Below are 26,400 nucleotides of genomic sequence, written 5' to 3'. Positions count from 1 at the left end.
TCAGTCGCCGGTCAGGATGCGATCGACCAACTGCTTCACGGTCGGCACGAACCCGTTCGAATAGAAGGGGTCCTGCTTGAACCGATAGGCGGCATGGCCGGCAAACAGCAGATTCTTGTCCAGGTCGCCGCCATGGACCGATTCCTGCAACGACTTTTGAATGCAGAAGCTGCGCGGATCAGCGAGGCGCCCGGTCGAGTTGGTTTCGCTGTCCATCCAGCTGGAGAAGCTGCATTGCGACAGGCAGCCCATGCAGTCGGTCTGATCCTTGCGGATTTCCGCTTTCTCTTCTTCGGTGACGAAGACCAGCGTGTTGTCCGGCGTCTTGAGCGCGGAGGTGAAGCCCGCGCCAAACCATTCGCGCGCACGGGTCAGATCACCCAGCGTCACCCAGAAGTTCTTGCCCTTTACGCCCACGTCGAGCTGATGGGTATGGTCGCCAGCCTGTTCGGTACTGAACGGGATCTGCCGGTCCGACCGCGCTTCCAACGCGCGCAGGAAGGGATTGCGGATCGCCGAGCTGTAGAAACCGGTGGGGGAGAATTTGTGCAACAGCACATCGCCCGGCTCCAACTGCATCAGGCGGTCCTTCCAATCCTGCGGGATCGGGCTTTCCTGCGTCAACAGCGGGCGGGTGCCGAACTGGAACATGATGGAACCCAGCTCAGGATTGTCGATCCAGTCGTTCCAGTCCTTGAGCGCCCAGACGCCGCCAGCCATCACGATCGGCACATCGTCCGAAATGCCACCTTCGCGCATGGTGGCACGCAGGTCGCGAACGCGGGGATAGGGGTCTTGCGGTGCGCGCGGATCTTCGGCGTTGGACAGGCCGTTATGACCGCCCGCCAGCCAGGGATCTTCATAGACCACCGCCGCCAGCCATTCTGCCGCCTTGGAATAGGCGCGCTTCCACAGCGCGCGGAACGCGCGGCCGGAGGACACGATCGGCAGATAGCTGACATTGTAGGAGGCCGCGATTTCGCTCAGCTTATAGGGCATGCCCGCGCCGCAGGTGACGCCCGCCACCATGCCTCGCGTCTTGTCCAGCACGCCATGCAGCACGCGCTGCGCGCCACCCATTTCCCACAGGACGTTGATGTTAATCGCGCCCTTGCCGCCGGCGATCTCGAACGCGCGTTTCACCTGTTCGACGGCACCGTCGATGGCATAGGCGATCAGTTCTTCATGCCGGTCGCGACGGGTGCGGCCATGATAGATTTGAGGGATGACATGGCCGAAGCTGTCGTAGCTGTCGGCATTCACGGCCGACACGGTGCCGATGCCGCCGGCCGCCGCCCAGGCACCGGAACTGCTATGGTTGGATACGGCAACGCCCTTGCCACCCTCGACTATCGGCCACACTTCGCGGCCACCATAGACGATAGGCTTCAACCCCTTGAACAACGACATCTCCTGCACAACGGCCCGGCCCCCTCGACCGGGTAAAAAGCGACCCTATAGCAGCTTTGGCTGTCTATGACGAATTCCGCGCGCCCTAGCGCAAAATCATGGGGCTGGCCAGTGCTTCGCCGTAAAGGCGTGCATAAGCATTTACCATGTCTTCTTCCGCATAGTCGCGGGCGGCGCGTTGGCGGTTCGCTGCACCCAGCCGGGCGCGCAGATCCGCGTCACCCGCAAGAACGCCCAGCGCGTCGGCCAGCGCGCCCTCATCCCCCACCACGAATGGCCGGTTTTCCGGCGCGACCATATTGGCGACATCGCCCACATCCATGGAAGCCGCCGGCACGCCCGCCGCCATCGCCTCCACCAGAGAGATGGGAAATTGCTCGCTATCGGATGACAAGGCGAACATGTCGAACAGGCCCACAAAGCGCCAGGGCCGGTCCATGAAGCCCGCCATATGGATGTCGCTCAGGCCATGCGCGGCCGCCTCTGCCAGGATCGCCGCGCGCTCCGGCCCCTCTCCCACCACGACCAGCTGCAACCGGTCCTTGTGCGCAGCGACGGCGCGGACGAGGCGCGGGATATTCTTGACCGCGCGCAAACCCGCCAGCGTGCCGACCAGCAACTTGCCGGGCGTGCGCACGAGGCCGGGGATCGCGTCGGGTGCCGGCGCCGCCCTGTAGCGATCGACGTCGATCCCGTTGCGGATCAGGTGCAACCGTTCACTCGGCTGCTTCCAGACAGAACGGGCGATGCCCTCCAGCCGGAGCGATGGCACCACCATGGCATGTGTGCGCCGCAAGGCGACGCGGCGGAACAGGTTCCGCTTGGTTTTCAAGCCATTATTCTCGTCCGCGTTGAAGCCATCTTCATGATGGATCAGCGGAGGAAGGCTGGCAGGCGCACCCGCCAGCCGGTGCGCCATCACTGCGTCCATCGACCCCCAATTATAGGTGAGGACAAGGTCGAACTGCTTGAGGAAAGCGGTGATGACCCGATAGCGCGCCAGCCCCGGCTTGCCGGCGAAGGACGGGCTGTCGGGATAATCCACCCTGATCGACGGATCGATCGCATCGCGCGCGCCCATAGCCTGCGGATCGGCGCTCACGATGCTGTGCCGCGCCCTGTCGCCCCACAGGTTCATCAGGCGCACGGCCCGCGCTTCCTTGCCCCCTAATGTAAAACTGCCATGGACATGCAATATGTGCGGCGGCCTATCCATGCGTCACCCGCGCCAGCAGCCGGTCGATCGCCGCGACGCTTTCCGGTTCGTCCAGTGCCGGCGCATGGCCGACCCCAGGCACGGTGACGAGCTCGGCGCTCGCCCCGATCCCGCCTGCCATGCGCTGCGCCGAAGCAGCCGACAACAGGTCGGATCGCTCGCCGCGCAACAACAGGGTCGGAATCCCCTGGAACGCCTGCATCACCGGCCACATATCGACGCCTGCTTCGCTGCCCATGGCACGGATCGGCTCGGCGATCTTCATGTCGTAATCCAGCACGACGCGCCCGCCGCTGTTCAGCCGATAGAGCCGCTTGGCCATGGCCAGCCATTGCTCCAGATCATAGCCGGGATAGACGTCCGCATTCGCCTCCGCCAGCGCGCGTGCGGCATGGACCCAGGTGGGGTGCGACTGGCCGACGCCGACATAGGAGCGGATACGGTCCAGCCCGCCTTCGTCCAATGCCGGGCCGACATCGTTCAGCAGCGCGCCGGCCAGCCATTCCTTGTGGGTGGCGGCGATCAACATGGTGATGATCCCGCCCAGCGACGTCCCCACCGCCACGAATCGGGTGATGGCCAGATCGGCCAGCAAGCGACTGATATCCTGCAAATAGGTCAGCGGGACATAAGTCATCGCGTCCTTGGCATAGGCGCTTTCGGCGCGACCGCGCATGTCCGGGCAGATGAGCCGCCACTCCCCCGCCAGTCGTCCCGCCAGCGGCTCGAAATCGCGCGCGTTACGGGTCAACCCCGGCAGGCAGAGCAAGGGCGGGCGGCGATCATCGCCGCCCTCATAGTCGCGATAATGGAGCCGAAGTCCATCGGGCGACCACCAATATCCGTCCTTATAGCCGCTCAAGCTTGATCCTTCAGGTGACCTTCCCCCATATCGCCATATGATCCAGATGCCGCAAGCCGCCAAATATCGCCCCGCAACCGAAATCGACGCGCTGATGCCCGATATCGCCGCGCCCGTCGCGGGGGCGGACTTTCCGCAGACCATCCTGCGCTACCGCAACGACCGGGCCGCCGCCTCGGTGGGCCTGGACGGCCTGAGCGACGACGCATGGATCGCCCATTTCGGCCGCTTCATGCCGCTGGAGGGCAGCCTGCCCCAGCCACTCGCGCTACGCTATCATGGCCATCAGTTCCGCCATTATAATCCCGACATCGGCGACGGGCGCGGTTTCCTGTTCGCGCAATTGCGGGACGACCGGGACCGGCTGCTGGACCTGGGGACCAAGGGATCGGGCCAGACGCCCTATAGCCGCTTCGGCGACGGGCGGCTGACGCTGAAGGGCGGCGTGCGCGAGATCCTGGCGACCGAAATGCTGGAGGCGCTGGGCGTCAACACGTCCAAGACCTTTTCCATCATCGAAACGGGCGAAGCGCTGGAGCGCAATGACGAGCCATCCCCCACGCGCGGCGCGGCGATGGTGCGCCTCAGCCATTCGCACATTCGCATCGGTTCCTTCCAGCGCGCGGCCTTCCATGAAGACAAGGCGCTGCTGGAGAAACTGACCGACTATGCCCTCACCCACCTGTATGGGGAACAACCCGGCGACAATCCCCCGGCGCAATTGCTGGGCCGCGTGGTGGAGCGCACCGCCGACCTTGCCGCTAGCTACATGGTGGCAGGCTTCGTCCATGGCGTCCTCAACAGCGACAATATCAATGTTACGGGCGAGAGTTTCGACTATGGCCCATGGCGCTTTACGCCGTTGTGGGACGCCAGTTTCACCGCCGCCTATTTCGACCATCAGGGCCTATACGCCTTCGGACGGCAGGCCGAAGCCATCCATTGGGACGTTGCCCAACTGGCTATATCGCTTCGGGCTTTGACGGATGCGCCGCCGCTGATCGCGCAGCTGGAGCGGTTTCCGGGGCTCTATGCGGAGGCGATGCAGCGCCGATTCTGCTGGCGGCTGGGTGTGGAGCCAGGCCCAGATGCCGGCCCCATGATCGAGGCCGCGGTCCGCGCCATGATGACGACCGGCACCCCGATCGACCGTTTCTTCCACGACTGGCGCGGCGGCACGCCCCGCGACAAGACATCCTATGGCGATGCTGGCTGGACACCCTTGTTTGAGGCGATCGCCGAATTCACTCCAGTGGCCGGCGCGAAAAACCACGCTTATTGGTCCGACGACACCCCCTGCTCCATGCACATTGACGAGGTTGAGGCGATCTGGGGCGCGATCGACAAGGATGATGACTGGTCCCTGCTCCACGCCAAGGTCGCCGCGATCCGCCGGATGGGTGAAGCGCTGCAAGCAAATGCGACCATTTGAGCGCGGGCCTCTCTTCTTTCCTTAACCAATTTCCGCCATAGCGATCCCCAAATGGTCGCGCCGCTTACATCCCATGAACCTGCCACCGGCACCCTGCTCTGGCAGGGCGAACCCGGCGACGTCGATGCAGAGGTCGCCCGCGCCCGCGCTGCCTGGCCCAGATGGGCGGCCCAGCCGATTGCCTATCGTATCGAAACGCTACGCCGCTTCGTCAATGTCGTGCGAAAGCATGAAGATGCGCTGACCGACCTGATTGCCCGCGAAACCGGCAAGCCGCTGTGGGACGCCCGCAACGAAGTCGCCGCCGTGATGGGCAAGGTCGATATCAGTGTCGCGGCTTATTCCGAACGCACCGGGCAACGCCGGCTGGAAGCAGCGCTGGGTGCGCGCCAGTCGGTCCGACATAAGCCCCATGGCGTGATGGCGGTGCTTGGCCCCTATAATTTCCCCGCTCATCTGCCCAATGGGCATATCATACCGGCCCTGCTGGCTGGTAACGCCGTGGTGTTCAAACCTTCCGAAAAAACACCCGCCGTCGGCGAATTTCTGGTGAAACTCTATCATGAAGCCGGCGTGCCGGTGGACGTCGTGCGCCTGTTGATCGGCGGGACGGACGCGGGCAAGGCATTGGCCGCCCATTCCGATATCGGCGGCATCCTGTTCACTGGGTCGGCCCAGACCGGCATCGCGATCAACCGCCAATTTGCAGCCCAGCCTTCGAAGATTCTGGCCCTCGAAATGGGTGGCAACAACCCGGTCATCGTCTGGGACACGCCCGAAATCAGCGCTGCGGCGACATTGGTGGTACAGTCGGCATTCATGACCAGCGGCCAGCGCTGCACTGCCGCCAGCCGCCTTATCGTGCGGGACAGCATCGCCGACCGGCTGGTGAACGAAATCAAGAAGCTCGCCGACCGGCTGGTCGTCGATCATCCGCACGCCGACCCTGCTCCCTATATGGGGCCAGTCATCGACAATCAGGCCGCCGACGGACTGACCGAAAGCTTCCTCTACCTGATGAGCAACGGCGGCAAGCCGATCAAGCATATGGTACGACCGAAGAAGGGCCTGCCATTCCTGACGCCCGCGATTATCGACGTCACCGCCATGAACGAACGGCCGGATATCGAATTGTTCGGCCCGCTGCTTCAGGTCATTCGCGTGTCGGATTTCGGGGACGCGATCGCAGAGGCCAACAATACGCGGTACGGCCTGTCCGCATCGCTGATCGGCGGATCGCCCGAACAATATAATCAATTCTGGGCCAATATCCGCGCCGGCGTCATCAATTGGAACCGCCCGACCAACGGCGCCTCTTCCTCCGCTCCGTTTGGGGGTACCGGCATATCGGGCAATCACCGGCCCAGCGCCTATTATGCCGCCGACTATTGCGCCTACCCGGTCGTATCGGCGGAAATCGAGACGCCTCGCGCGTCCATCGGCGTGGGGCTCAAGGATATCGACGTCAGCGTCATGGGCGATTGACGCAAGGCCCGGTGCAAAACATTTCCTAACCCCCTCCATACCCATTCTGAATTGAACTTGGCCGCCGCTTTCGCCATCTGGCCACCATGGCTGATACAGCACCCTCGACAGTCCATCTGGTAGGCGCAGGCCCCGGCGACCCGGACCTGCTGACGATCAAGGCCGCGCGCCTGATCGGCCGCGCCGAGGTCGTCGTACATGACGGGCTGGTCTCCGACGAGATATTGGCGCTCGCTTCACCCGACGCAGACCTGATTTCCGTCGCCAAGCAGCGCAGACGCCATTCCATGCCGCAAGAGGCGATCAACGCCCTGCTGGTCGATCTTGCCCGCGAAGGCCGCCATGTCGTGCGGCTGAAGGGCGGCGATCCGTTCATCTTCGGCCGGGGTGGCGAGGAGGTCGAAGCCTGCCGCGCCGCAGGCGTGCCGGTGGATATCGTGCCGGGCATCAGCGCTGCGATCGGCAGCGCGGCGTCGGCGCAACTTCCCCTCACCCATCGCGCCGCATCCAGCGCAGTCAGCTTCGTCGCGGGCCAGTGCAAAGGGCTGACGGATCAGGACTGGTCGGGCCTAGCGGGCAAGGGACGCACGCTCGTCATCTATATGGGCGTTGCGACTGCCACCGACATCGCCGACAAGCTGATCTCGGACGGCGTATCGCCAGCAATCCCCGTGGCTGTGCTGGAAAATGGGACGCGCGCCGACATGCGCACGTTGCGGACCTTGCTCGCTGATCTGGGCGACATGGTACGGCGCGAACAGGTGGTCAGCCCGGCGCTGATCGTGGTCGGCGAAGTCGCCGCCCATGCGCTGGCGCGCGACGTGCTGATCGCCTATCGCGATACGGCTATGAACATGAAGGGCGCGGCAACGACCGGCCTGAATGGGAAAAGGGTAGAATGAAGATTTTGACGGGCAATGACCTGGTGAGCGGTGACGTCATCTGGTGGGCGGGCGATGGCTGGTCGCGGCAGGTGGGCGACAGCACCGATGTCGGCGACCATGGCGCAGACCTCGCTCGTACGGAGGAAGCCGCGCTGCACGTCGTGTGCGCTTATGTGATCGACGCGACCGTCACGGAAGACGGCGTCCGCCCGGCCCATATCAAGGACCGCATCCGCGCCCTTGGCCCGACGGTCCGCCCCGACCTGACCCTGAAACCGAACGATGCCGACGCCGGCAACTGGGTGATCTGACCATGTATCGCTATGACAGCTACGACCAGTCCATCGTCGATGCCCGCGTCGATGAATTTCGCGACCAGGTGCAGCGCCGCCTGACCGGCGCCCTGACGGAGGATCAGTTCAAGCCGTTGCGGCTGATGAACGGCCTCTATCTGCAACTCCACGCCTATATGCTGCGCGTCGCCATCCCCTATGGCACGCTGTCGGGCAAGCAGATGCGCAAGCTGGGCGAGATCGCGGCGAAATATGACCGGGGCTATGGCCACTTCACCACGCGCCAGAACCTCCAATATAACTGGATCAAGCTGGCCGATGCGCCCGACATCCTGGCCGAACTGGCGACGGTGGAGATGCACGCCATCCAGACCAGCGGCAATTGCATCCGCAACATCAGTTCCGACCAATATGCGGGCGTCTCCGCCGACGAGGTCGCGGACCCCCGCCCCTGGGCCGAGCTGCTGCGCCAATGGTCGAGCTTCCACCCGGAATTCACCTACCTGCCGCGCAAGTTCAAGATTTGCGTGATCGCATCGGACGACGATCGTGCGGCGATGCGCCTGCATGATATCGGCCTGAAGCTGGTGTCGAAGGACGGTGTGGTCGGCGCCGAAGTCTATGCCGGTGGCGGCATGGGCCGCACCCCGATGGTCGCCCCGCTGATCCGCGACTTCGTGGCCGAGGACGAGATCATTTCCTATCTCGAAGCCTGCCTGCGCGTTTACAATCGCTATGGCCGCCGCGACAACAAGTACAAGGCGCGGATCAAGATCCTGGTCCACGAAATCGGCGTCGAAGAATATAAGCGCCAGGTCGAGGAAGAATTTGCGCATATGCGTAAACTCGGCCTCAACCCGCCGGTCGAGGAACTGGCCCGCATCCGCGCCTTCTTCGCCAACCCGGCCTATGAGGCGGGCCTGAGCGAGGATATCGACCGCGCCGATCCGGCCTTTGCCCTGTGGGTCGACCGTCAGGTCGCGGCGCACAAACAACCCGGCTATGCGATCGTCAATATCAGCCTCAAGCCGCTGACCGGCATCCCCGGCGATGCGTCGGCAGAGCAGATCGAACTGGTCGCCAGCCTTGCCGAACAATATAGTCTCGACGAACTGCGCGTTACCCATGCGCAGAATCTCGTCCTGCCGCATGTGAAGAAGGCGGACCTTCACGCCATCTGGCAGAAGCTGGAAGAAGCCGGGCTGGCGGAAGCCAATCTCGACCTCATCACCGACATCATCGCCTGCCCCGGCCTCGATTATTGCGCGCTCGCCAATGCGCGTTCGATCCCGCTGGCGCAGAAGATCGCGCAGCGTTTCGCCGACGCGGAACGTCAGGCGGAACTGGGCGAACTGAAGCTGAAGATCAGCGGCTGCATCAACGCCTGCGGCCACCATCATGCCGGCCATATCGGCATTTTGGGCGTCGATCGGAAGGGCGTGGAGAATTTCCAGCTGCTGCTCGGCGGATCGGGCGCCGAAGACGCTTCGCTCGGCCAGATCACCGGCCCCGGCTTTTCCGAGGACGGCGTGGTCGATGCGATCGAGAAGGTTACGGACATCTATCTTGCCGAACGCACCAGCGGTGAACGCTTCCTCGACACCTATCGCCGCATCGGCATGAAGCCCTTCAAGGAGGCGATCTATGGTTGAGTTCCTGTCCTTCCGCGACGGCGAATCCGCCCAGGAACCGGCCGTCACGGTGGAGTGCTTCACGGGCCAGTCCAACGCCACCGCCGTGCGCATCGAACCGGGCGAGGATGCCCGCGAACTGCTGCCCCATCTCGGCCGCCTGTCGCTGGTGGAGGTGAACTTCCCCGCCTACGGCGACGGGCGCGGCTACTCCGCCGCCCGCATCCTGCGGGAATCGGGCTATCAGGGCGAGTTGCGCGCGGTCGGCGATGTCCTGGTCGATCAGATCAATGCCATGCGCCGCTGCGGCTTCGACAGTTTTCACCCCGCAAAGCCGCTGGATGACGCCGCCGTGGAGCGCGCGCTCAACCGCTATGCCGACGTCTATCAAAAGGCGATCGATGGCCGCCAGCCCATTTGGGCCAAACGGCACCCGGAGAAAATATATGGCTGAACCTGCCCGCCAGATCGACATGATCGACATCCGTCCCGCCTTCACCCAGGCGGACGCCGACGCGCTTAACGCGCGGTTCGAGGGCGTCGATACGCTGACCATGCTCAAGACCGTGTTTGCGGAGAAGCTCGCCGGCAATGTCGCCGTCGTCTCCTCCTTCGGCACGGAAAGTGCGGTCCTGCTCGATCTGGTGGCCAAGGCGGACAGGAGCGTTCCGGTCATCTTCGTCGATACGCTCAAGATGTTCGCTGAAACACTGAACTATCGTGACACGCTCATCGCGCGGATGGGCTTTACCGACAGCCGTACCGTCGCGCCGATCGCCGATGTCATCGCGAAGAAGGACGAAACGGGCCTGCGCTGGTCCTACGACCCCGACGGCTGCTGCGAAATCCGCAAGGTCGAGCCGATGAAGCGGGCGAAGGACGGCCTGGACGCCTGGATTTCGGGCCGCAAGGCATTCCAGTCGGTCACGCGCCAGAACCTGCCACGGTTCGAGGTGGAGGATGGCCGGTTGAAGCTCAACCCGCTGGGCGACTGGACCAAGACCGATCTGGAAGCCTATTTCGATCGCGAAAACCTGCCCCGCCACCCGCTGGAGGCGCAGGGCTATCTGTCGATCGGTTGCGAACCCTGCACGTCGAAGGTGAAACCGGGCGAGGATCCGCGCGCGGGCCGCTGGCGCGGGTGGGACAAGGTGGAATGTGGCATCCATTCGCCCGTCACACCAATCCCGGTGGCCGATCCCGAAGACCCCGCCAACCTGCCCGCCTTCTGACATATATTTCCACGGCAAAATCGGCCGGCAGGGTTCCATGCCCCGCCGTGCCCCGCTATGGCACGTCGATCCCGGCCTGATGGTCGCAGCGCGGGCAGATAAGCAACATGGCAGATTTTCGGTGATCGCACAGTTGCGCCTGTATCGGCGACGGCTGCGTATCCTGATGCGCCGCCATGGCCCCGAAGCACTGATCTGGCGCCGCCGCATCGCCATATTGGCCGGCGCCGTGCTGGTCGGCCTGACAGCCCTGCTTTTTGCTGAACTGGCCGACCATGCCGGCGCGCTGTTTCGCCGCATGCTGGCCTGGTGCTGGTGGTTGCCGCTCGTCGTGACGCCTCTGGGCTTTGCCAGCTTCGCATGGATCACGATCAAACTGGCGCCGGCCGCCAAGGGGTCGGGCATACCCCAGGTCATCGCCGCCGCCCGCAATCCGGATGAGGGCATGAAGGCGCTGGTGTCCGCACGCACCGCCTTCGTCAAATTCTGGCTGACCATCGGCACATTGCTGTTCGGCGCATCGGTCGGCCGCGAAGGCCCCACGGTTCAGATCGCCGCCAGCATCATGGGCTATGCCCACCGGATCATGCGGATCCCCCTGCGCGCCTCCGTCTTCATCGCCGGTGGTGCAGCGGGCGTGGCAGGAGCGTTCAACACGCCACTGGCCGGCGTCGCCTTCGCCATCGAGGAACTGGCCGCCGCTTATGAACAGCGCATGACCTTGCTGGTCATGGCGGCCGTCCTGATCGCCGGCATGGTCAGTCTGGGGCTGGCGGGAGATTATGTCTATTTCGGCGTCATGCGCCAGACGCTCAGCGTCCATGACGCGCTGATCGCCGCGCCGGTCGCCGGCTTTCTGGGCGGCATCGCCGGCGGCCTGTTTTCCCGACTGATGCTGGCGTCCGGCACGACAGACTTTTCGCCAATTGCATGGCTGCGGGCGCGGCCGGTCATCATGGCGCTGGCCTGCGGCATCGTCGTCGCCATCATGGGGGTAACGACCGGCCTCACCTGGGGCACCGGCTATGAAACTGCCCATAATGTCATCAGCGGCGATGACGTTCCGCTATGGTTCGGCGCCGCCAAATTTATTTCCACGCTGGCGACGGCGGTGTCCGGCCTGCCCGGCGGCATATTTGCGCCGTCCCTGTCGGTCGGTGCCGGGATCGGCGACATGCTGCGCAGCCTCTTTCCCACCTATCCGCAGGGCGCGGTCGTTCTGCTGGGGATGGTCGCCTATTTCACCGGTGTCGTGCGCGCCCCCCTGACCGCCGTCATCATCATTTCCGAAACCACCGCCAGCCGGGGCCTGATGATGCCCCTGCTCGCTGCCGCGCTCGTTGCCGACTTCTCCGCACAACTGGTCAGCAAGGAGCGGCTCTATCATGGCCTGGCCAAGCGGTTCGATCTGCCGAAGCACTGAATCTGTCTCGCGCGCGTAACAATATTGCAATCGACTGGACGGATCGTCCCGGTCGCGCAATATACTCGCCCTATTGTCAAAGACATAAGGGAGTCGTCGATGGACCGCCGCCAATTCCTCGCCACCAGTGGCGCCGCCGCGCTCGCAGCCACTTCGCCGCGCATCCTCGCGCAGACGGTCGGCGCGGACGACGCTCGCCTTTCCGCCAGCTTCGCTGCGATCTTCGATCGTCAACTGGACCTTTCGCCCGCGTTCGTCACCAGCCTCGGCCTCGACAAGGGGGCCCGCGCCGGCGCGAAGAGCCAGCTGGACGACAATAGCAAATCGGCGATGATGAAGCGCCTGGCCGCCACGCAGGCCGCGATCAAGGAACTGGAAGGGTACAGGACCGCCGACCTGTCCGACGCGCAGCGGCTGAACCTGGACGTCATCCTCTACGCCTTGGGCCAGCAGACCGTCGCCCCGGCCAAATTCGGCCTCAACAGCGCGGTACGCCCCTATCGCATCTTTCAGCAAGGCGGCAGCTATTTCTCCACCCCCGACTTCCTCAACACGGCCCATACCATCAATGCGACGGCCGATTGCGATGCCTATGTCGCACGGCTGGAGGCCTTCGCCCGCAACCTGCGCACCGACACCGCGCTCCAGCGGGATGAGGCGGCGCGCGGCTATCTGGCGCCGGGCTGGTCGCTCGACCTGACGCTGGGCCAGATGAAGAAGCTGCGTGCAAAGAGTGCCGCCGACAGTTCGATGGTCCAGTCGCTGGTCAGGCGCGCTGCGGCCAAGGGGCTGGCAGGCGACTGGCAGACACAGGCGGCGGCCGTCTTGGAAAAATCCATCTATCCGGCGCTGGACGAACAGATCGCAGCGATCGAATCGCTACGCGGCAAGACCGCGGCGGGCGACGGCGTCTGGCGCACCCCGCGCGGTGACGAAATCTATGCCGCTGCGCTCAAGAGCGCGACCACGACCGATCTGTCGGCCGACCAGATCCACGCCATGGGGCTGGAACAGGTGGCCGACCTTTCCGCCCAGCTGGACGTGATCCTGAAGGGCGCCGGCCGCACCAGCGGGTCGATCGGCGAGCGCCTCGCCGCGCTCAATGTCGATCCGGCACAATTGTATCCTGACAGCGCGGAGGGCCGCGCCGCCCTGCTCGCCCAGCTCAATCGCGACGTCGATTCGATGAAGGCCAAACTTCCCAACGCCTTCGCGACCATTCCTGACACAGCGCTGGAAATCCGCGCAGTGCCGGTCGAAATTCAGGATGGCGCGTCCAACGGCTATTACAACCGCGCGGCACTGGATGGATCGCGCCCGGCCATCTATTTCATCAACCTGAAGGATGTGGGCGACTGGCCGAAATATGGCCTGCCCTCGCTCACCTATCATGAAGGCGTGCCGGGCCATCATCTCCAGATTTCGACCGCGCAAAATGCAGGCGACGTGCCGATGCTGCGCAAGACCGCCTTCATGAGCGCCTATACCGAAGGCTGGGCGCTCTATGCCGAGCAGCTGGCGGACGAGCTGGGCGGTTATGCGACGCCGATCGACCGGGCCGGCTATCTCCAGTCCTTCCTGTTCCGCGCGGCGCGGCTGGTGGTCGATACCGGCATCCATGCCAAGAAGTGGGATGTTAAGCAGGCGACCGACTATATGGTCGAAAAGACCGGTTTCGCCCGCCCCCGCTGCCAGCGCGAAGTCGAACGCTATTGCACCCAGCCGGGGCAGGCGACCAGCTACAAGGTCGGCCATGGCGTGTGGAGCAAGGCCCGCCAGGACGCGCAGGCATCGCTGGGCAAGCGCTTCGATATCAAGCAGTTCCACGCCATCCTGGAGGAAGGCGCGATGCCGCTGTCGATGCTGGAAAAACGGGTCGCCGCGCGGGCGAAGGCGGTGAAAGCCTAACCATATCCGTTCGCTTCGAGCGACGTCGAGAAGTGACTAGCGCAATGCTTTGCCTTTCTCGACACGCTCGAAACGAACGAAGGCTGGTTATTCGTAATCCAGATCCTGATAGCTGTCATCTGCAACGTCGGAGAAGCGCGTGATCTTGGCGTCGAACTTCATGCGGATGCGGCCGGTGGAGCCGTGGCGCTGCTTGGCGACGATCACCTCGGCCAGGCCGTAGATACGCTCCATATTTTCCTTCCACGCGGCATAGGCAGCCTCGTCGTCGGGCTTGGGCTCCTTGGCGGCTTCATAATAATCCTCGCGGAACACGAACCACACCATGTCCGCATCCTGCTCGATCGATCCGGATTCGCGAAGATCGGACAGTTGCGGCCGCTTGTCCTCGCGCTGCTCGACCGCACGGCTGAGCTGCGACAGCGCCAGCACGGGCACATGAAGCTCCTTCGCCAACGTCTTCAAACCGCGCGAAATTTCGGAAATCTCGTTCACGCGGTTTTCATTGCCGCGTCCCGTGCCCTGAAGCAGCTGGAGATAGTCGACGACGATGAAGCCGATATCATGCCGCCGCTTCAACCGGCGTGCGCGGGTACGCAGCGCCGCGATCGTCAGGCCGGGCGTATCGTCGATGAACAGCGGCAATTCCTGCAAGTCGCGGGCAGCGCGCGACAGATTTTGGAAGTCAGCCCGGCTGATCTTGCCCATGCGCAACGCTTCGCCTGAAATGCCGGACTGTTCGGCCAGAACGCGGGTCGCCAGCTGGTCGGCCGACATTTCGAGCGAGAAGAAGGCCGTCTTGGCCCCCATATTCTTTTCCGCCGGGATGCCATCCGCATTGTCGCGCAGCCAGCGTGACGCCGCATTATAGGCGATGTTGGTCGCCAGCGACGTCTTGCCCATGCCAGGACGGCCGGCCAGGATCATCAAGTCCGAATTATGCAGACCGCCGATCTTGGCGTTCAGGCTGTTGATGCCGGTCGTGATACCCGACACATGGCCGCCGCTGTTGAGCGCGCGTTCCGCCACCTGCACGGCGGCGGTCGACGCGGTCAGGAAGCTCTTGACCGAGCCGGACTCTCCCTCACCTTCGGACACTTTGTAAAGGGCGACTTCGGCTGCTTCGATCTGCTCGCGGGGATTGACATCCTCGCTGGTATCCATCGCATTTTCAACCAGTTCGCGCCCGACGCTGACAAGCTGGCGCAGCAGGGCGAGATCATAGATCTGCGTCGCGAAATCGCGCGCGCCGATCAGCGCCGCGCCATTGCCGGTCAATTGCGCCAGATAGGCCGCGCCGCCCAGTTCCTTCAACGCCGGATCCTGCTCCAGCATGGGTTTGAGCGTGACCGGATTGGCGACCATGTCCTTGTCCAGCAGGCGCATGATCGCATCGTAGATACGCCCGTGCAGCGGCTCGAAATAATGTTCGGCCTTCAGCTTCAGCTGCACATCCTCGGCAATGCGATTGTCGATCATGATCGCGCCCAGCAGCGCGGCCTCCGCCTCGACATTGCGCGGCAGTTCGGTTCCGCTGCTGTCAGCGGGGTTGATTTTCAGCAATTCGACCATGGCCCCTCTTTCCTCTCCCGACACGCGGCGCGCAAGGGCTGAAACGGAAACCATCTGTGGATAAGTCCCGCTTGCTTTTCGGCGCGCGTCACCGCACTGACTAAATCCTGCATCATGGCCGATCCGCGCATCATAGACATCCAGCTGGACCAGCGCACGATCCTGTGGCGCAACGCCGACGTGGAGCAGGAACGGCGCATCGCGATCTTCGACCTGCTGGAGGATAATCATTTCGCGCCGCAGCGGGTCCATGCGGACGGCTATGCCGGTCCCTACAAGGTGATGCTGCGGGTCGAGGATGGACGGCTGGGCATCGAGATCAACCGCGAGGATGGCACGCCGCTTGAAGCGATCATCCTGAGCCTGGGCCGGTTCCGCCGGCCGATCCGCGAATATTTCGCCATTTGCGACAGCTATTATCAGGCGATCAGCAACGCTTCCCCGCAACAGATCGAGACGGTGGACATGGCCCGGCGCGCCATCCACAACGACGCGGCGGAGGTGCTGAAGGAACGGTTGGAGGGCAAGATCGAGGTCGATTTCGACACGGCCCGCCGACTTTTCACGCTCATCTGCGTACTGCATATCAAGGGGTAAGACGATCAGGGTTGTGACTTTGGGTGGCCTGCTGGTCCGCATCGGGGCGGGACTGGCGGTGGTCGCGGCGCTGGCTCTGGCGCTGTGGCTCTATGCGCGCGCCTGGGCGCCCGATCGCGATCAATATCCCGTGCAAGGCGTCAGCATCAGTGCCGACAACGGCCCGGTCGACTGGGGCACGCTGGCGGCGCAGGGGGCGGACTTCGCCTATATCCGCGCCGGCGACGCCGCCGATCATCGCGACCCCGCCTTTGCCGCCAACTGGCGCGGCGCCCGCGCCGCAGGGCTGCGCTATGGTGCGCTGATCGAATTCTCCCCCTGCCGCCTCGCCAGCGACCAGGCGACTGGCTTCATGACCACCGTGCCGCGCGACAATGCCGCGCTGCCGCCGGTTATTCGGCTGGCCTTCACGCCCGCCTGCACGGCCCGGCCGAACCGCGACCTGTTGCTGTCGGAACTCAACACGCTGGTCAATCTGATGGAGGGTCATGCCGGCAAGACCGTGCTGCTCAACGTGACCGAGGATTTCGACAAGATTTATGATATCGGCTCGGGCATCAACCGGACCTTGTGGCTGGACGGCAATTTCTTCCCCCCCGATTATGCGACCAAACCCTGGGTGATGTGGACAGCCAACGACATGCGGCATATCGACGGCGTCGATGGTCCGGTCCGATGGAATGTGGTGACGCCCTGATGCAATACGAACAACGAGTTGGACAGCTTATCGCGGCAGCACGCGCAGCGATGGGCAACGCCCATGCGCCCTATAGCCGCTTTGCCGTGGGCGCCGCCGTGCGCCTGACCGATGGCAGCATCGTTACCGGCTGCAACTTCGAAAATGCCAGCTACGGCCTGTCGCTGTGCGCCGAGACGGTCGCACTGGCCACGGTCAATGCGCAGGGTCGTTTCGCAGATGTAACGGATATCGCGGTCGTCGGCGGCGCCATGGACGTGGGAGAGGAAGCGCTCGTCACCCCCTGCGGCCGCTGCCGCCAGATCATGAACGAAGCCGAGCAGATGGCCGGCCGCACCCTTGGCATCTATTGCGCCACGCCCAGCGGCGACCGCATCCTTGACCTGACGGTCGCAGACCTCCTCCCCCATGCCTTCGGTCCCGCGGACCTGGGCATCGGCCCCACGACGAAGAGCTGAAACGACATGGCCATTCTTTCCGACAAATGGATTCGCGAACAGGCGCAGACGACCGGCATGATCGAGCCGTTCGTGGAAAGCCAGCGACGCGAAGGCTGCATCAGCTACGGCCTGTCCTCCTATGGCTATGACGCGCGGGTGGCGGACGAGTTCAAGATCTTCACCAATGTCGACAGCACGATCGTCGATCCCAAGGATTTCGATCCCAAAAATTTCGTCGACCGCAAGACCGACTGCTGCATCATCCCGCCCAACAGCTTCGCGCTCGCCCGCACGGTCGAATATTTCCGCGTGCCGCGCGACGTGCTGGTCATCTGCCTGGGCAAGTCCACCTATGCCCGTTGCGGCATCATCGTGAACGTGACGCCGCTGGAGCCGGGCTGGGAAGGGCATGTGACACTGGAATTTTCCAACACCACCCCGCTGCCCGCCAAGATCTACGCCAATGAAGGCGCCTGCCAGTTCCTGTTCCTTCAGGGCAATGAGCCATGCGAGGTCAGCTATGCCGACCGCGCCGGCAAATATATGGGGCAGCAGGGGGTGACTCTCCCCCGCCTGTGATGCGACAATCACGGCCATGACCTTCTGGCGCAGGACAGCGCGCAATGCCCCGCCTCCGCCCGACATCGGGCCGGACCGGCGGGTCTATGCGATCGGCGACGTACATGGCTGCGCCGACCTGCTCGACCGGTTGCTGGCCATGATCGCCCAGGATGATGACGACCGGCCGGCCAAGCCGATCAGCCTGATCCTGCTGGGCGACCTTATCGACCGTGGCCCCAACTCTCGCGGCGTGGTGGAGCGCGTGATGGCGCTGATGGCGTCGGGCGGCGATGTCCGCTGTCTCAAGGGCAATCATGAGGAAGTCTTCATCCTGGCCGCGCGCGGCGATGCGCGCGTCATCCCAGTCTTTCGCCGGATGGAGGGAGAGGCGACGCTGGACAGCTATGGCCTGGACCCTGCTCTGTTCCGGGTCATGACCGACCCGGAAATCGCCGCATGGATGGAAATCCATGTGCCCCGCGCCCATGTCGATTTCCTGGATGCCCTGCCCGACAGCATCGCCATGGGCGATTATCTGTTCGCCCATGCCGGCATTCGTCCCGGCGTGCCGGTGGATGAACAAAGCCCGGCCGACCTGCGCTGGATCAGGCGCGAATTTCTCGACCATCGCGGCGCGCACCCTCATATGATCGTCCATGGCCACAGCATCAGCCCCGATGTGGAGGAGCGGGTCGGACGGATCGGCATCGATACCGGCGCGTTCCTGTCGGGCCGATTGACCGCCATAGGGCTGGAAGGCACCGACCGCTGGTTTCTCCAGACTGGCGACCGGTGCGATTCGCATTGAACATGCGCAACTGGCCGTTTGCGCGGCACCAGTACCGTCGCAATGACTGATCCAAATCAACCATTGCCGCGTTATGGTCAAAATAGGCGCCAACTTCCCGTTATCCGGCCCTTCATCCGCTGCTTTTGCTTCTGTTTTTCTCCGGACAGACTAGCGTGTCCCCCGATGCACGAAAGACGAGATACCCAATGAACCTCAAGATCATTTCGACCGGCAATGTGGGCCTGGACAAGATTCTGGGGGGCGGCATCCCGGCCAGTAGGCTCTATCTGCTGGAAGGCGCACCGGGATCGGGCAAGACCACATTGGCGCTGCAATTTCTGCGCGAGGGCGTGCGCAACGGCGAACGGGTTCTCTACATCACCCTGTCCGAAACGCGCGAGGAACTGGGCGCCGTTGCAGCGTCCCATGACTGGACGCTCGATGGCTTCGACGTATTCGAACTGGAATCGGCCGACGACGTGTTCGGCACCGGCCGCGAACAATCCATCATCCACCCATGGGAAATGGAACTGGGCGAAACCATCCGCCTGATCCAGGATGAGGTGGAGCGGGTACGCCCGACCCGCGTCGTGTTCGACAGCCTGTCCGAAATGCGCCTGCTCGCGCAGGATCCGTTGCGGTATCGTCGTCAGGTTCTGGCCCTGAAGCAATTCTTCTCCGGCCGCGACAGCACCGTCATCCTGGTCGACGACATGACCGGATCGGCCGACGCGCGCGACGCCCATCTGCACAGCCTGTGCCATGGCGTCGTCACGCTGGAACGGCTCACGCTGGACTTCGGGGCGGCGCGGCGGCGCATGCAGGTGCAAAAACTGCGCGGCGTCGATTTCACGGCCGGCTATCATGACATGATGATCCGCAAAGGCGGCGTCGATATCTTCCCCCGCCTCATCGCCGCCGACCATCATAGCGATTTCACCGGCGACATGGTGCAGAGCGAAGTCGACGAACTCGACGCCCTGATGGGTGGCGGCCCCATGCGCGGCACCAGCACGCTCATCACCGGCCCCGCCGGATCAGGCAAGACGACCATCGCCCTGCAATATCTCTATGCGGCCTGCGAACGCGGCGAGCCATGCACGCTGTTCGAATTTGACGAGCGTGTCGGCACGTTGCTGACCCGGTCCACCGCCTTCGGCCTGGATATTACGGGCCATGTCGAAACGGGCTGCATGATGATCCAGCAGATCGACCCGGCCGAAATCTCGCCGGGCGAATTTGCCGCGCGCGTCCGGCATGAGGTCGAGGAACGCGGCGTCCGCATGATCGTGATCGACAGTCTGAACGGCTATATGGCCGCCATGCCCCAGGAACAGCAATTGCTGCTCCAGATGCACGAGTTGCTCTCCTATCTCAGCCAGCGGGGCGTGGTGACATTCCTCATCAACCCGCAGCACGGGCTGGTGGGCAGCATGTCGACCAACCTCAACATCTCCTACGTGGCCGATACCGTGGTATTGCTGCGCTTCTTCGAAGCGGAGGGGCGCGTGCGCAAGGCCATATCCGTCCTCAAAAATCGTGGCGGCGTGCATGAAGACGCCATCCGGGAGTTTCGCATCGACAGGGATGGCGTGCGGGTCGGGGAGCCGCTGCGCGCTTTTCGCGGCGTGTTGACCGGTACGCCCGAATATCTCGGCGACATCAAGCCCCTGATGGAAGATCGCACCGGTGACGCCTGAGCCTTGTCGGGAAGGCAACCGCCTTCTCATCTGCGCCCCATTCGGCCGCGATTCCGACAGCGTTGCCAAGCTCGTCGCGGGCGAGGGTTATGACCTCCATATTTGCGCCGATATCGGCGCCGTTGCCGCTGGGCTGGATGAGAATGTCGGCGCCGTCCTCGTCACCGAAGAGGCGTTGACCGGCGATCTTGCCCTGTTGCGCACGGCGATCGGCGCGCAGCCCGATTGGTCGGACGTCCCCTTCATCCTGCTGCGGGCACAGCGGACCAGCCGTACCCCGCCCGGTCCCTGGATGCCCGGCCGCCTGCTCGACCTGGTCACCAATACGGTCGTGCTGGAAAGGCCGCTGGGCGTGGCATCCCTGGTCAGCGCGATCGCTTCGGCCATGCGCGCGCGCCGGAAACAGTTTGAAATGCGCGATCGCATCGAGGAACTGGCGACCAGCGAAAATCGGCTGCGCCTGGCCACCGCCGTCGCCAATATCGGTACGTGGGATTTCGACATCGTCACGAACCAGTTGCGCTGGGACGACCGGTGCAAGGCCATGTTCGGCGTTCCGGCCGACACGGCGATCAGTTATGAAGGCCGCTTCCTGACCGGCCTGCACCCCGATGATCGGGACCATGCGGCAGCGGCCGTGACGAACGCGCTCGATCCCGACAGCGACGGCCAGATCGATATCGAATATCGCACCATCGGGCCGGACGATGGCCAGGAACGCTGGATCGCGGCCAAGGGCGGTGCGATCAAGGAAGATGGCCGGGTGGTCCGGCTGATCGGCACCGTCATCGACATTTCCGAAACCAAGCGTGCAGCCGCAGCGCTGGCCACGTCGGAAGCGGCCCTGCGCGAAGAAAGCCTGGCGCTCGACATCCTCAACCACACCAGCCGCCAGGTTGCGGCCGAACTGGACCTCGACCGGCTGGTTCAGACAGTGGTGGATGCCGGTTGCGAACTGACGGGTGCGCAAATCGGCGCCTTCTTCTACAATCGCATCGACGATGCGGGCGAAAGCTATCTGCTCTACAGCCTGTCGGGCGCATCGATGGACGATTTCGCCGGCTTCCCCATGCCGCGCAACACTGAAGTCTTCGCCCCCACTTTCGCGGGAATGGGGCCGGTGCGCTCCGACGACATCACGCGCGACCCTCGTTATGGTCGCAACGACATCTATCACGGCATGCCCCAGGGGCATCTTCGGGTCGTTTCCTATCTCGCTGTGCCGGTCATCGCCCGGTCGGGCGAGGTGATTGGCGGTCTCTTTTTCGGCCATGCGCAGGCCGGGCAGTTTGACGAGCGCGCCGAACGACTGGCGCTTGGCCTGTCGGCGCAGGCGGCCATCTCGATCGAAAATGCTCGCCTCGTCCAGGCCGCCCAGCGGACCAACCAGACGCTGGAGCAGAAAGTCGCCGAGCGCACCGCCGCGCTGGAGGCTGAAATGGTCAGCCGCGCCCGCGCCGAAGCCGCCCTGCGCCAAAGCCAGAAAATGGAGGCGGTGGGTCAGTTGACCGGCGGTATCGCCCATGATTTCAACAATATGCTGACCGGCGTGATCGGCGGCATCGACATCGTCAAGCGCCGGATCGCGTCCGGCAGGCTAGACGATCTGGACCGGTTCATGGACGCCGCATCCACATCGGCGCAGCGCGCCGCAGCGCTCACCGCCCGGCTGCTGGCCTTTTCCCGCCGCCAGTCGCTCGATGCCCGGTCGGTCGATATCAATGCGCTCGTCACCGCGCTCGACGATCTGCTCGCGCGCTCCATCCATGAAAATATCCGGCTGACCATCGTGCCGGGCGCGGACGCCCCTCACGCCGTCGTCGATCCCAACCAGCTGGAAAACGCCATATTGAACCTGGCGATCAATGCGCGTGACGCCATGCCAGACGGCGGCGAACTGACGGTCGAGGTCGCCACGATCAACCTGGACGACGCCTATGTCGCCGCCAAGCCGGATATGGAGGCCGGCCGCTATGTGCTGATCGCCGTGTCCGACACCGGGGTCGGCATGGACGCGGGTGTGATCGACAAGGTGTTCGAACCCTTTTTCACCACCAAGCCGATCGGACAGGGCACCGGCCTTGGCCTTTCCATGGTCTATGGGTTTGCGCGGCAATCAGGCGGACAGGTCCGCATCCACAGCCAGCCCGGCGTCGGTACTTCGGTCAAACTCTACCTCCCTGCCGGAGAAGTCGGCAAAGAGACCCAGGATCAGGCGGTGCAGGCGATTCAGGAAGGCCATGGCCAGACCGTGCTGGTGGTGGAGGATGATCCGTCCGTCCGCCTGCTCGTGCGCGATGTGCTGGAGGATCTGCGCTATGTCACGCTGGAGGCCGGCGATGCGGCGGAGGCGATCCCGATCCTGCAATCCGCCCGGCCGATCGACCTGATGGTGTCCGATGTCGGCTTGCCGGGGATGAACGGCCGTCAATTGGCTGAAGTCGCGCGCGAACATCGCCCGCACCTGCCGATCCTGTTCGTCACTGGCTATGCAGAAAATGCGGCGGTTCGGGCCGGTTTTCTGGGAAAGAATATGGGCATGATCACCAAACCCTTCGCGCTGGACGCATTGGCGGCGAAGATCGACGAAATGATGGCGGGCGCCGACAGCTGATCGCTCCGTTCATTTTGATATGGACATAAGAGGCACCCTCGCCTAACCGCTCCTGCGAACTATTATCATTAATAGCGCAGAGTGGATCGATCGTCATGGTTGCCAGAGCCTCCCCCGCACCCCGCTACCGGCTGGCGGTCGCCAGCCGTGTCCTGGCGGCGGGTCCGCTGAACTATGCGCTGACCGCGATCGCCACCGCGCTGCTCGCCCGCCATTTGCCACTCTGCCGCGCGGAGGCCAGCATAGCGGCCACCCTCTCCTCATTCCTCCTCTTCGCGCTGATCGCGATGGCAATCTTCCACGCCCGCTCGACGGCAAAGGTCTGGGTCTGGATGGTCGGCAGCACCGCATTGCTCGGCAGCCTGCTCGCCCTCTCGCTCCAGTTGGGAGGCCGCGCATGAAGGACGGTTTCCGCCAGTCCATGGCCTGGCTCCACACCTGGACCGGGCTGCTGCTGGGCTGGCTGCTCTTCGCCATGTTCGTCACCGGCACCGCCGCCTATTTCCAGGAGGAAATCACGCGCTGGATGAAACCGGAAGTGACAGCCGCGCCCGATGGCGAAGCCGCGACGCAGGCCGCCATCGCCTATCTGCATCGCACCCAGCCGGACGCGCAAAGCTGGTTCATCTCGCCCCCCTCGGCGCGCAGCCCCACCGCCAATGTCTTCTGGCAACCGCGCGCGGTGGAGGGCGAAGCGCCACGCAAGCGGCGCGGCAGGCGCAGCGATACCAGCGCCACGCTGGACGGCCAGGGCCAGCCGGTGGCCGCACGCGAAAGCCGGGGCGGCTTCTTCCTCTACCGCTTCCACTTCGACCTTCATTACATCCCGGTCTATTGGGCGCGCTATCTGGTCGGCGTCGCGGCGATGTTCATGCTGATCGCGATTTTCAGCGGCATCGTCACCCACAAGAAGATTTTCGCCGACTTCTTCATGCTCCGCTTTGGCAAGGGGCAACGCAGCTGGCTCGACGCGCATAATGTCACGGCGGTCTTCGCCCTGCCCTTCTACCTGATGATCACCTATACCGGGCTGGTCACGCTGGCGACCATGTACATGCCTTGGGGGATCGCCGCCAATTACAGCAAGCCCGACACCTTTTTTGAGGAGGTCTTCCCCGGCCGCGCGGAGGTGGAGCGATCCGGCATCGGCGCGCCGCTGGTTGCCGTCGCGCCGTTGATGGAGGTCGCGCGCCGGCGCTGGAACGGGGCAGAGATCGGGTCGGTGCGCGTCGCCCTGCCCGGTGACAGCAACAGCACCATCACCTTGACCCGCGCGTCCAGCGGCGCGATCGGATCGCGCGGCGAAAGCATCGTCTTTTCTGGCACATCCGGCGACCTGATCGAGGCAAGCGCCCCGCAGGGCGGCGCCATGGCGACGCAAAGCGTGATGATCGGCCTGCATGCCGGGCGTTTTGCCGGCTGGGGTCTGCGCTGGCTCTATTTCCTGTCCGGCATCGGCGGCACGATCATGGTCGGCAGCGGCCTCGTCCTGTGGACCGTCAAGCGCCGCGCCAAGCTGCCGGATCCTGCGCGCCCGCATGTCGGCTTCCGCCTCGTCAGCCGGATGAACGTCGCCGCCATCGCGGGCCTGCCGGCGGGGATCGCCACGTATTTTCTGGCCAATCGCCTGCTGCCGTCGGGCATGGAGGGACGCGCCGACTGGGAAATCCACAGCCTTTTCATCGCCTGGGGCGCAACGCTGATCTGGGCGATCGCCCGTCCCGAAAAGCGAGCCTGGGTGGAAAGCCTGGCGCTGGCCGGCGGCCTGTTCGCCGCCGTCCCCGTCGTCAATGCGTTGACGGTACCGCGTAACGGCATCAGCGGCCTGCTGACCGGCGACTGGCTGTTCGTCGCCTTCGACATCGCCATGCTGACCCTCGCCCTCGGCTTCGGCTTCGCCGCGCACAAGGCGGCCCGCGCCACCGCCGCAAAGCCCCCGCGCCGCGCCCGCGCGATCACGGAAGAACTGGCCACCGCATGACCCACATCATCGCCATCGCGCTCTGCATCGCCGGCTTTGCGTGCCTGTGCGCCGCCATGGTGCGGCACCAGCCCGATTTCGTCGGACGCAAGCTGGACGCGGGGACCAGCCGCATGCTGCGCCATGCGGGCTTCGCCCTCTTGCTGGCGGCGCTGGCGGGCGACATGATCGGCCTGGGTACCGGCTATGGCACCGTCGCCTGGTGCGCGCATCTGACGCTGGGGGCCGGACTGGTCCTGTTCCGCCTCAATCGCGCGATCGCCCGTCAGCCAGTGAAGGGGAAGCCGGCGCGAAAGGAGTAATTTTCTCCGTTCGTTTCAGGCGAAGTCGAGAAAGCGAGGCAGAGCCGGATTTAACATAGCTATACGCACACGCAGCGCTGACGGCTTCTCGACTTCGCTCGAAGCGAACGGATAGTATCTCTTATTTCCACCCCTTCGCCACAGCCGCCTTCTCACCAGCGGCATCCACCGGCGCCCCGGCGATCAGCGCATCGACCGTCGCCATGACCCGCGCATCGGGGGAGGACGCCTGTCGATAGGCCGTCACCTGCCCCGTCCCCGGCAACGCCTGCTGCACCTGCCAGCCTTCACCCTCGCGGCAGGCGACGCCTGCCATCGCCCCGTCGAAGCTGCGGCACCAACCGCCGCCCTTGCGCAGGAAAGTCAGGCCGATGCGGATCGCCGCGTCATCCTGCGCCGACGCCAGCTGGCTATCGAGCGCCGTGGCAAGCGGCCCCTGCGCCACCATGACGCCGTCCTTCAAGCCGACCGGCCCAGCCTCTCCCCCGGAAAAGCGTCCAACACCCAGCCCCAGAAGCAGGCTGGCGGCAATTGCGCCGCCCATCGCCCAGCCACCCCAACGGCGCGTGGGCGACACCGGCCGCGCCATCGGCACCACCGTATCGCTTCCCTCCAGCATGCTGCGCAGCCGGTCGGGCACCGGTTCCTGCGCGACGGGCGCATAATGGCCCGCCAGCTGATCCCGCAACCGGCGATGCTGCGCCAGCCGCTCGGCCAGCGCCGGATCGCCCGCCACGGCGCGCTCGACGCGACGCTGGTTCACCTCGTCCAGTTCGCCGTCGACCAGCGCGACCAGCATGGCTTCGTCGATATCCGTCATGCCGCCTCTCCCATCAGTTCCAGTAACGCGCCGCGTCCGCGGACGAGGCGAGACGTCAAAGTGCCCATCGGAATGCCCAGCACCGCTGCCGCTTCCTTGTAGGACAGCCCCTCCACCAGCACGAGCGCGATCGCCTCGCGCTGTTCGTCGGGCAAGGCCTGCATCGCCCGGTCGACGTCGGACAGCATCATATGCGCCTCCACATCCCGGTCGCCGGCATGGCCGACGCTCAACCCCGCCTCTTCCGGTGCGAACGTCTTGGCGGCGCGTTGCCGGGCGCGGGCTTCGTCGATCCACAGGTTGCGCATGATCCGATACATCCAACTGTCCAGACGGGTGCCCGGCTGCCACTGATCGCGCGCTTTCAGGCCGCGCTCCAGCGCCGCCTGACACAGATCGTCCCCATCGGCGCGATCCCGCGACAGGCTGGCGGCAAAACGCCGCAGCCGGGGCAGGATATCCAGCAGGTCGCGTTCGAATGACATTGGCACTCCGTCACATGATCGAAGGATGAAACGTGCCAGCCCATCCGTTTCATCCCGAAGACAGA

General features: G+C 64.3%; 25 protein-coding genes. 19 read left to right on the top strand and 6 right to left on the bottom strand.

The genetic code is table 11. The annotated features are described in order from the left end of the window. The 3 genes from AC07UX_RS02640 to AC07UX_RS02630 form a co-directional block, all read right to left on the bottom strand. Entirely contained in the window at nt 1-1,404 is a 1,404-nt protein-coding gene (locus AC07UX_RS02640) for an NAD(P)H-dependent flavin oxidoreductase (RefSeq protein WP_495191765.1), read from the bottom strand. A gap of 91 nt (nt 1,405-1,495) precedes the next feature. Beyond that, nucleotides 1,496-2,626, bottom strand: coding sequence for a glycosyltransferase family 4 protein (locus AC07UX_RS02635; RefSeq protein ID WP_495190462.1), 1,131 nt, complete (start codon nt 2,624-2,626; stop codon nt 1,496-1,498). Continuing rightward, complete coding sequence (locus AC07UX_RS02630) at nt 2,619-3,488, bottom strand: alpha/beta fold hydrolase (RefSeq protein WP_495190461.1); 870 nt, start codon at nt 3,486-3,488, stop codon at nt 2,619-2,621. The genes AC07UX_RS02635 and AC07UX_RS02630 overlap by 8 nt, the downstream gene beginning before the upstream one ends. Nucleotides 3,489-3,525: 37 nt before the next feature. Here AC07UX_RS02630 and AC07UX_RS02625 point away from each other — a divergent pair, with 37 nt between their 5' ends. The 9 genes from AC07UX_RS02625 to AC07UX_RS02585 all read left to right on the top strand — a co-directional run bounded on the left by AC07UX_RS02625 (nt 3,526) and on the right by AC07UX_RS02585 (nt 13,776). After that, the gene (locus AC07UX_RS02625; protein WP_495190460.1) at nt 3,526-4,920 is read left to right on the top strand and encodes a protein adenylyltransferase SelO family protein; all 1,395 of its coding nucleotides are present in this window, start codon (nt 3,526-3,528) and stop codon (nt 4,918-4,920) included. A 51-nt stretch (nt 4,921-4,971) separates the two neighbouring features. Next, nucleotides 4,972-6,405: a succinylglutamate-semialdehyde dehydrogenase gene (gene astD / locus AC07UX_RS02620; RefSeq protein WP_495190459.1), complete on the top strand. Its 1,434-nt coding sequence runs from the start codon at nt 4,972-4,974 to the stop codon at nt 6,403-6,405. An 86-nt stretch (nt 6,406-6,491) separates the two neighbouring features. Beyond that, nucleotides 6,492-7,307 (top strand): uroporphyrinogen-III C-methyltransferase, encoded by an 816-nt coding sequence (gene cobA, locus AC07UX_RS02615; RefSeq protein ID WP_495190458.1) that lies wholly within the window; start codon nt 6,492-6,494, stop codon nt 7,305-7,307. Beyond that, entirely contained in the window at nt 7,304-7,600 is a 297-nt protein-coding gene (locus AC07UX_RS02610; protein ID WP_495190457.1) for a DUF2849 domain-containing protein, read from the top strand. Before cobA ends, AC07UX_RS02610 begins: the two co-directional genes overlap by 4 nt. A 2-nt stretch (nt 7,601-7,602) precedes the next feature. Then, complete coding sequence (locus AC07UX_RS02605; protein WP_495190456.1) at nt 7,603-9,234, top strand: nitrite/sulfite reductase; 1,632 nt, start codon at nt 7,603-7,605, stop codon at nt 9,232-9,234. Beyond that, nucleotides 9,227-9,667 carry a DUF934 domain-containing protein gene (locus AC07UX_RS02600; RefSeq protein ID WP_495190455.1) on the top strand — a complete coding sequence of 147 codons (441 nt, stop codon included), beginning with the start codon at nt 9,227-9,229 and terminating at the stop codon, nt 9,665-9,667. Before AC07UX_RS02605 ends, AC07UX_RS02600 begins: the two co-directional genes overlap by 8 nt. Beyond that, nucleotides 9,660-10,445, top strand: a complete 786-nt coding sequence (locus AC07UX_RS02595) for a phosphoadenylyl-sulfate reductase (RefSeq protein WP_495190454.1) — start codon at nt 9,660-9,662, stop codon at nt 10,443-10,445. Before AC07UX_RS02600 ends, AC07UX_RS02595 begins: the two co-directional genes overlap by 8 nt. 166 nt (nt 10,446-10,611) lie before the next feature. After that, nucleotides 10,612-11,868 (top strand): chloride channel protein, encoded by a 1,257-nt coding sequence (locus AC07UX_RS02590; protein ID WP_495191764.1) that lies wholly within the window; start codon nt 10,612-10,614, stop codon nt 11,866-11,868. 99 nt (nt 11,869-11,967) lie between these two features. After that, a complete protein-coding gene (locus AC07UX_RS02585; protein ID WP_495190453.1) occupies nt 11,968-13,776 on the top strand; it encodes a DUF885 domain-containing protein in 1,809 nt (602 codons plus the stop codon). Between the two features lie 87 nt (nt 13,777-13,863). Here the strand turns inward: AC07UX_RS02585 and AC07UX_RS02580 are convergent, their stop codons facing one another. Beyond that, on the bottom strand, nt 13,864-15,348 hold the full coding sequence (locus AC07UX_RS02580) for a replicative DNA helicase (protein ID WP_495190452.1): 1,485 nt from the start codon (nt 15,346-15,348) through the stop codon (nt 13,864-13,866). A 114-nt stretch (nt 15,349-15,462) separates the two neighbouring features. On the opposite strand from AC07UX_RS02580, the gene AC07UX_RS02575 reads away from it, so the two are divergent. The 10 genes from AC07UX_RS02575 to AC07UX_RS02530 all read left to right on the top strand — a co-directional run bounded on the left by AC07UX_RS02575 (nt 15,463) and on the right by AC07UX_RS02530 (nt 25,030). Then, the gene (locus AC07UX_RS02575) at nt 15,463-15,945 is read left to right on the top strand and encodes a UPF0262 family protein (RefSeq protein ID WP_495190451.1); all 483 of its coding nucleotides are present in this window, start codon (nt 15,463-15,465) and stop codon (nt 15,943-15,945) included. A gap of 13 nt (nt 15,946-15,958) precedes the next feature. Continuing rightward, nucleotides 15,959-16,642 carry a GH25 family lysozyme gene (locus tag AC07UX_RS02570; protein ID WP_495190450.1) on the top strand — a complete coding sequence of 228 codons (684 nt, stop codon included), beginning with the start codon at nt 15,959-15,961 and terminating at the stop codon, nt 16,640-16,642. Beyond that, complete coding sequence (locus tag AC07UX_RS02565) at nt 16,642-17,100, top strand: cytidine deaminase (RefSeq protein ID WP_495190449.1); 459 nt, start codon at nt 16,642-16,644, stop codon at nt 17,098-17,100. Before AC07UX_RS02570 ends, AC07UX_RS02565 begins: the two co-directional genes overlap by 1 nt. Before the next feature lie 6 nt (nt 17,101-17,106). Next, nucleotides 17,107-17,661, top strand: coding sequence for a dCTP deaminase (dcd, locus tag AC07UX_RS02560; RefSeq protein ID WP_093019718.1), 555 nt, complete (start codon nt 17,107-17,109; stop codon nt 17,659-17,661). Between the two features lie 16 nt (nt 17,662-17,677). Continuing rightward, nucleotides 17,678-18,451, top strand: coding sequence for a metallophosphoesterase family protein (locus AC07UX_RS02555; protein ID WP_495190448.1), 774 nt, complete (start codon nt 17,678-17,680; stop codon nt 18,449-18,451). A gap of 188 nt (nt 18,452-18,639) precedes the next feature. After that, complete coding sequence (locus AC07UX_RS02550) at nt 18,640-20,133, top strand: ATPase domain-containing protein (protein WP_495190447.1); 1,494 nt, start codon at nt 18,640-18,642, stop codon at nt 20,131-20,133. Beyond that, entirely contained in the window at nt 20,123-22,747 is a 2,625-nt protein-coding gene (locus tag AC07UX_RS02545) for an ATP-binding protein (RefSeq protein ID WP_495190446.1), read from the top strand. Before AC07UX_RS02550 ends, AC07UX_RS02545 begins: the two co-directional genes overlap by 11 nt. 95 nt (nt 22,748-22,842) lie before the next feature. After that, entirely contained in the window at nt 22,843-23,148 is a 306-nt protein-coding gene (locus tag AC07UX_RS02540) for a hypothetical protein (protein WP_495190445.1), read from the top strand. Continuing rightward, the gene (locus tag AC07UX_RS02535) at nt 23,145-24,728 is read left to right on the top strand and encodes a PepSY-associated TM helix domain-containing protein (RefSeq protein WP_495190444.1); all 1,584 of its coding nucleotides are present in this window, start codon (nt 23,145-23,147) and stop codon (nt 24,726-24,728) included. The genes AC07UX_RS02540 and AC07UX_RS02535 overlap by 4 nt, the downstream gene beginning before the upstream one ends. Continuing rightward, entirely contained in the window at nt 24,725-25,030 is a 306-nt protein-coding gene (locus tag AC07UX_RS02530; protein WP_495190443.1) for a DUF3325 domain-containing protein, read from the top strand. The genes AC07UX_RS02535 and AC07UX_RS02530 overlap by 4 nt, the downstream gene beginning before the upstream one ends. Nucleotides 25,031-25,151: 121 nt before the next feature. Here AC07UX_RS02530 and AC07UX_RS02525 read toward each other — a convergent pair whose 3' ends face one another. Further along, nucleotides 25,152-25,850: an anti-sigma factor family protein gene (locus tag AC07UX_RS02525; RefSeq protein WP_495190442.1), complete on the bottom strand. Its 699-nt coding sequence runs from the start codon at nt 25,848-25,850 to the stop codon at nt 25,152-25,154. After that, entirely contained in the window at nt 25,847-26,335 is a 489-nt protein-coding gene (locus AC07UX_RS02520) for an RNA polymerase sigma factor (RefSeq protein WP_495190441.1), read from the bottom strand. The genes AC07UX_RS02525 and AC07UX_RS02520 overlap by 4 nt, the downstream gene beginning before the upstream one ends. Nucleotides 26,336-26,400 lie beyond the last annotated feature (65 nt).

Source organism: Sphingobium sp. GW821-FHT02B05, from assembly GCF_059421905.1.
Note: the sequence above shows the minus strand (reverse complement) of the source record. Positions and strands in the feature narration are given on the sequence as shown.

Coding starts and splice junctions, on each gene's coding strand:
- cobA (WP_495190458.1), top strand. CDS start 6,492: ATGGCTGATACAGCACCCTCGACAGTCCATCTGGTAGGCGCAGGCCCC.
- AC07UX_RS02605 (WP_495190456.1), top strand. CDS start 7,603: ATGTATCGCTATGACAGCTACGACCAGTCCATCGTCGATGCCCGCGTC.
- AC07UX_RS02540 (WP_495190445.1), top strand. CDS start 22,843: ATGGTTGCCAGAGCCTCCCCCGCACCCCGCTACCGGCTGGCGGTCGCC.
- AC07UX_RS02580 (WP_495190452.1), bottom strand. CDS start 15,348: ATGGTCGAATTGCTGAAAATCAACCCCGCTGACAGCAGCGGAACCGAA.
- AC07UX_RS02565 (WP_495190449.1), top strand. CDS start 16,642: ATGCAATACGAACAACGAGTTGGACAGCTTATCGCGGCAGCACGCGCA.
- AC07UX_RS02525 (WP_495190442.1), bottom strand. CDS start 25,850: ATGACGGATATCGACGAAGCCATGCTGGTCGCGCTGGTCGACGGCGAA.
- AC07UX_RS02590 (WP_495191764.1), top strand. CDS start 10,612: ATGCGCCGCCATGGCCCCGAAGCACTGATCTGGCGCCGCCGCATCGCC.
- AC07UX_RS02555 (WP_495190448.1), top strand. CDS start 17,678: ATGACCTTCTGGCGCAGGACAGCGCGCAATGCCCCGCCTCCGCCCGAC.
- AC07UX_RS02585 (WP_495190453.1), top strand. CDS start 11,968: ATGGACCGCCGCCAATTCCTCGCCACCAGTGGCGCCGCCGCGCTCGCA.
- AC07UX_RS02610 (WP_495190457.1), top strand. CDS start 7,304: ATGAAGATTTTGACGGGCAATGACCTGGTGAGCGGTGACGTCATCTGG.
- AC07UX_RS02625 (WP_495190460.1), top strand. CDS start 3,526: ATGATCCAGATGCCGCAAGCCGCCAAATATCGCCCCGCAACCGAAATC.
- AC07UX_RS02595 (WP_495190454.1), top strand. CDS start 9,660: ATGGCTGAACCTGCCCGCCAGATCGACATGATCGACATCCGTCCCGCC.
- astD (WP_495190459.1), top strand. CDS start 4,972: ATGGTCGCGCCGCTTACATCCCATGAACCTGCCACCGGCACCCTGCTC.
- AC07UX_RS02520 (WP_495190441.1), bottom strand. CDS start 26,335: ATGTCATTCGAACGCGACCTGCTGGATATCCTGCCCCGGCTGCGGCGT.
- AC07UX_RS02600 (WP_495190455.1), top strand. CDS start 9,227: ATGGTTGAGTTCCTGTCCTTCCGCGACGGCGAATCCGCCCAGGAACCG.
- dcd (WP_093019718.1), top strand. CDS start 17,107: ATGGCCATTCTTTCCGACAAATGGATTCGCGAACAGGCGCAGACGACC.
- AC07UX_RS02575 (WP_495190451.1), top strand. CDS start 15,463: ATGGCCGATCCGCGCATCATAGACATCCAGCTGGACCAGCGCACGATC.
- AC07UX_RS02530 (WP_495190443.1), top strand. CDS start 24,725: ATGACCCACATCATCGCCATCGCGCTCTGCATCGCCGGCTTTGCGTGC.
- AC07UX_RS02550 (WP_495190447.1), top strand. CDS start 18,640: ATGAACCTCAAGATCATTTCGACCGGCAATGTGGGCCTGGACAAGATT.
- AC07UX_RS02635 (WP_495190462.1), bottom strand. CDS start 2,626: ATGGATAGGCCGCCGCACATATTGCATGTCCATGGCAGTTTTACATTA.
- AC07UX_RS02535 (WP_495190444.1), top strand. CDS start 23,145: ATGAAGGACGGTTTCCGCCAGTCCATGGCCTGGCTCCACACCTGGACC.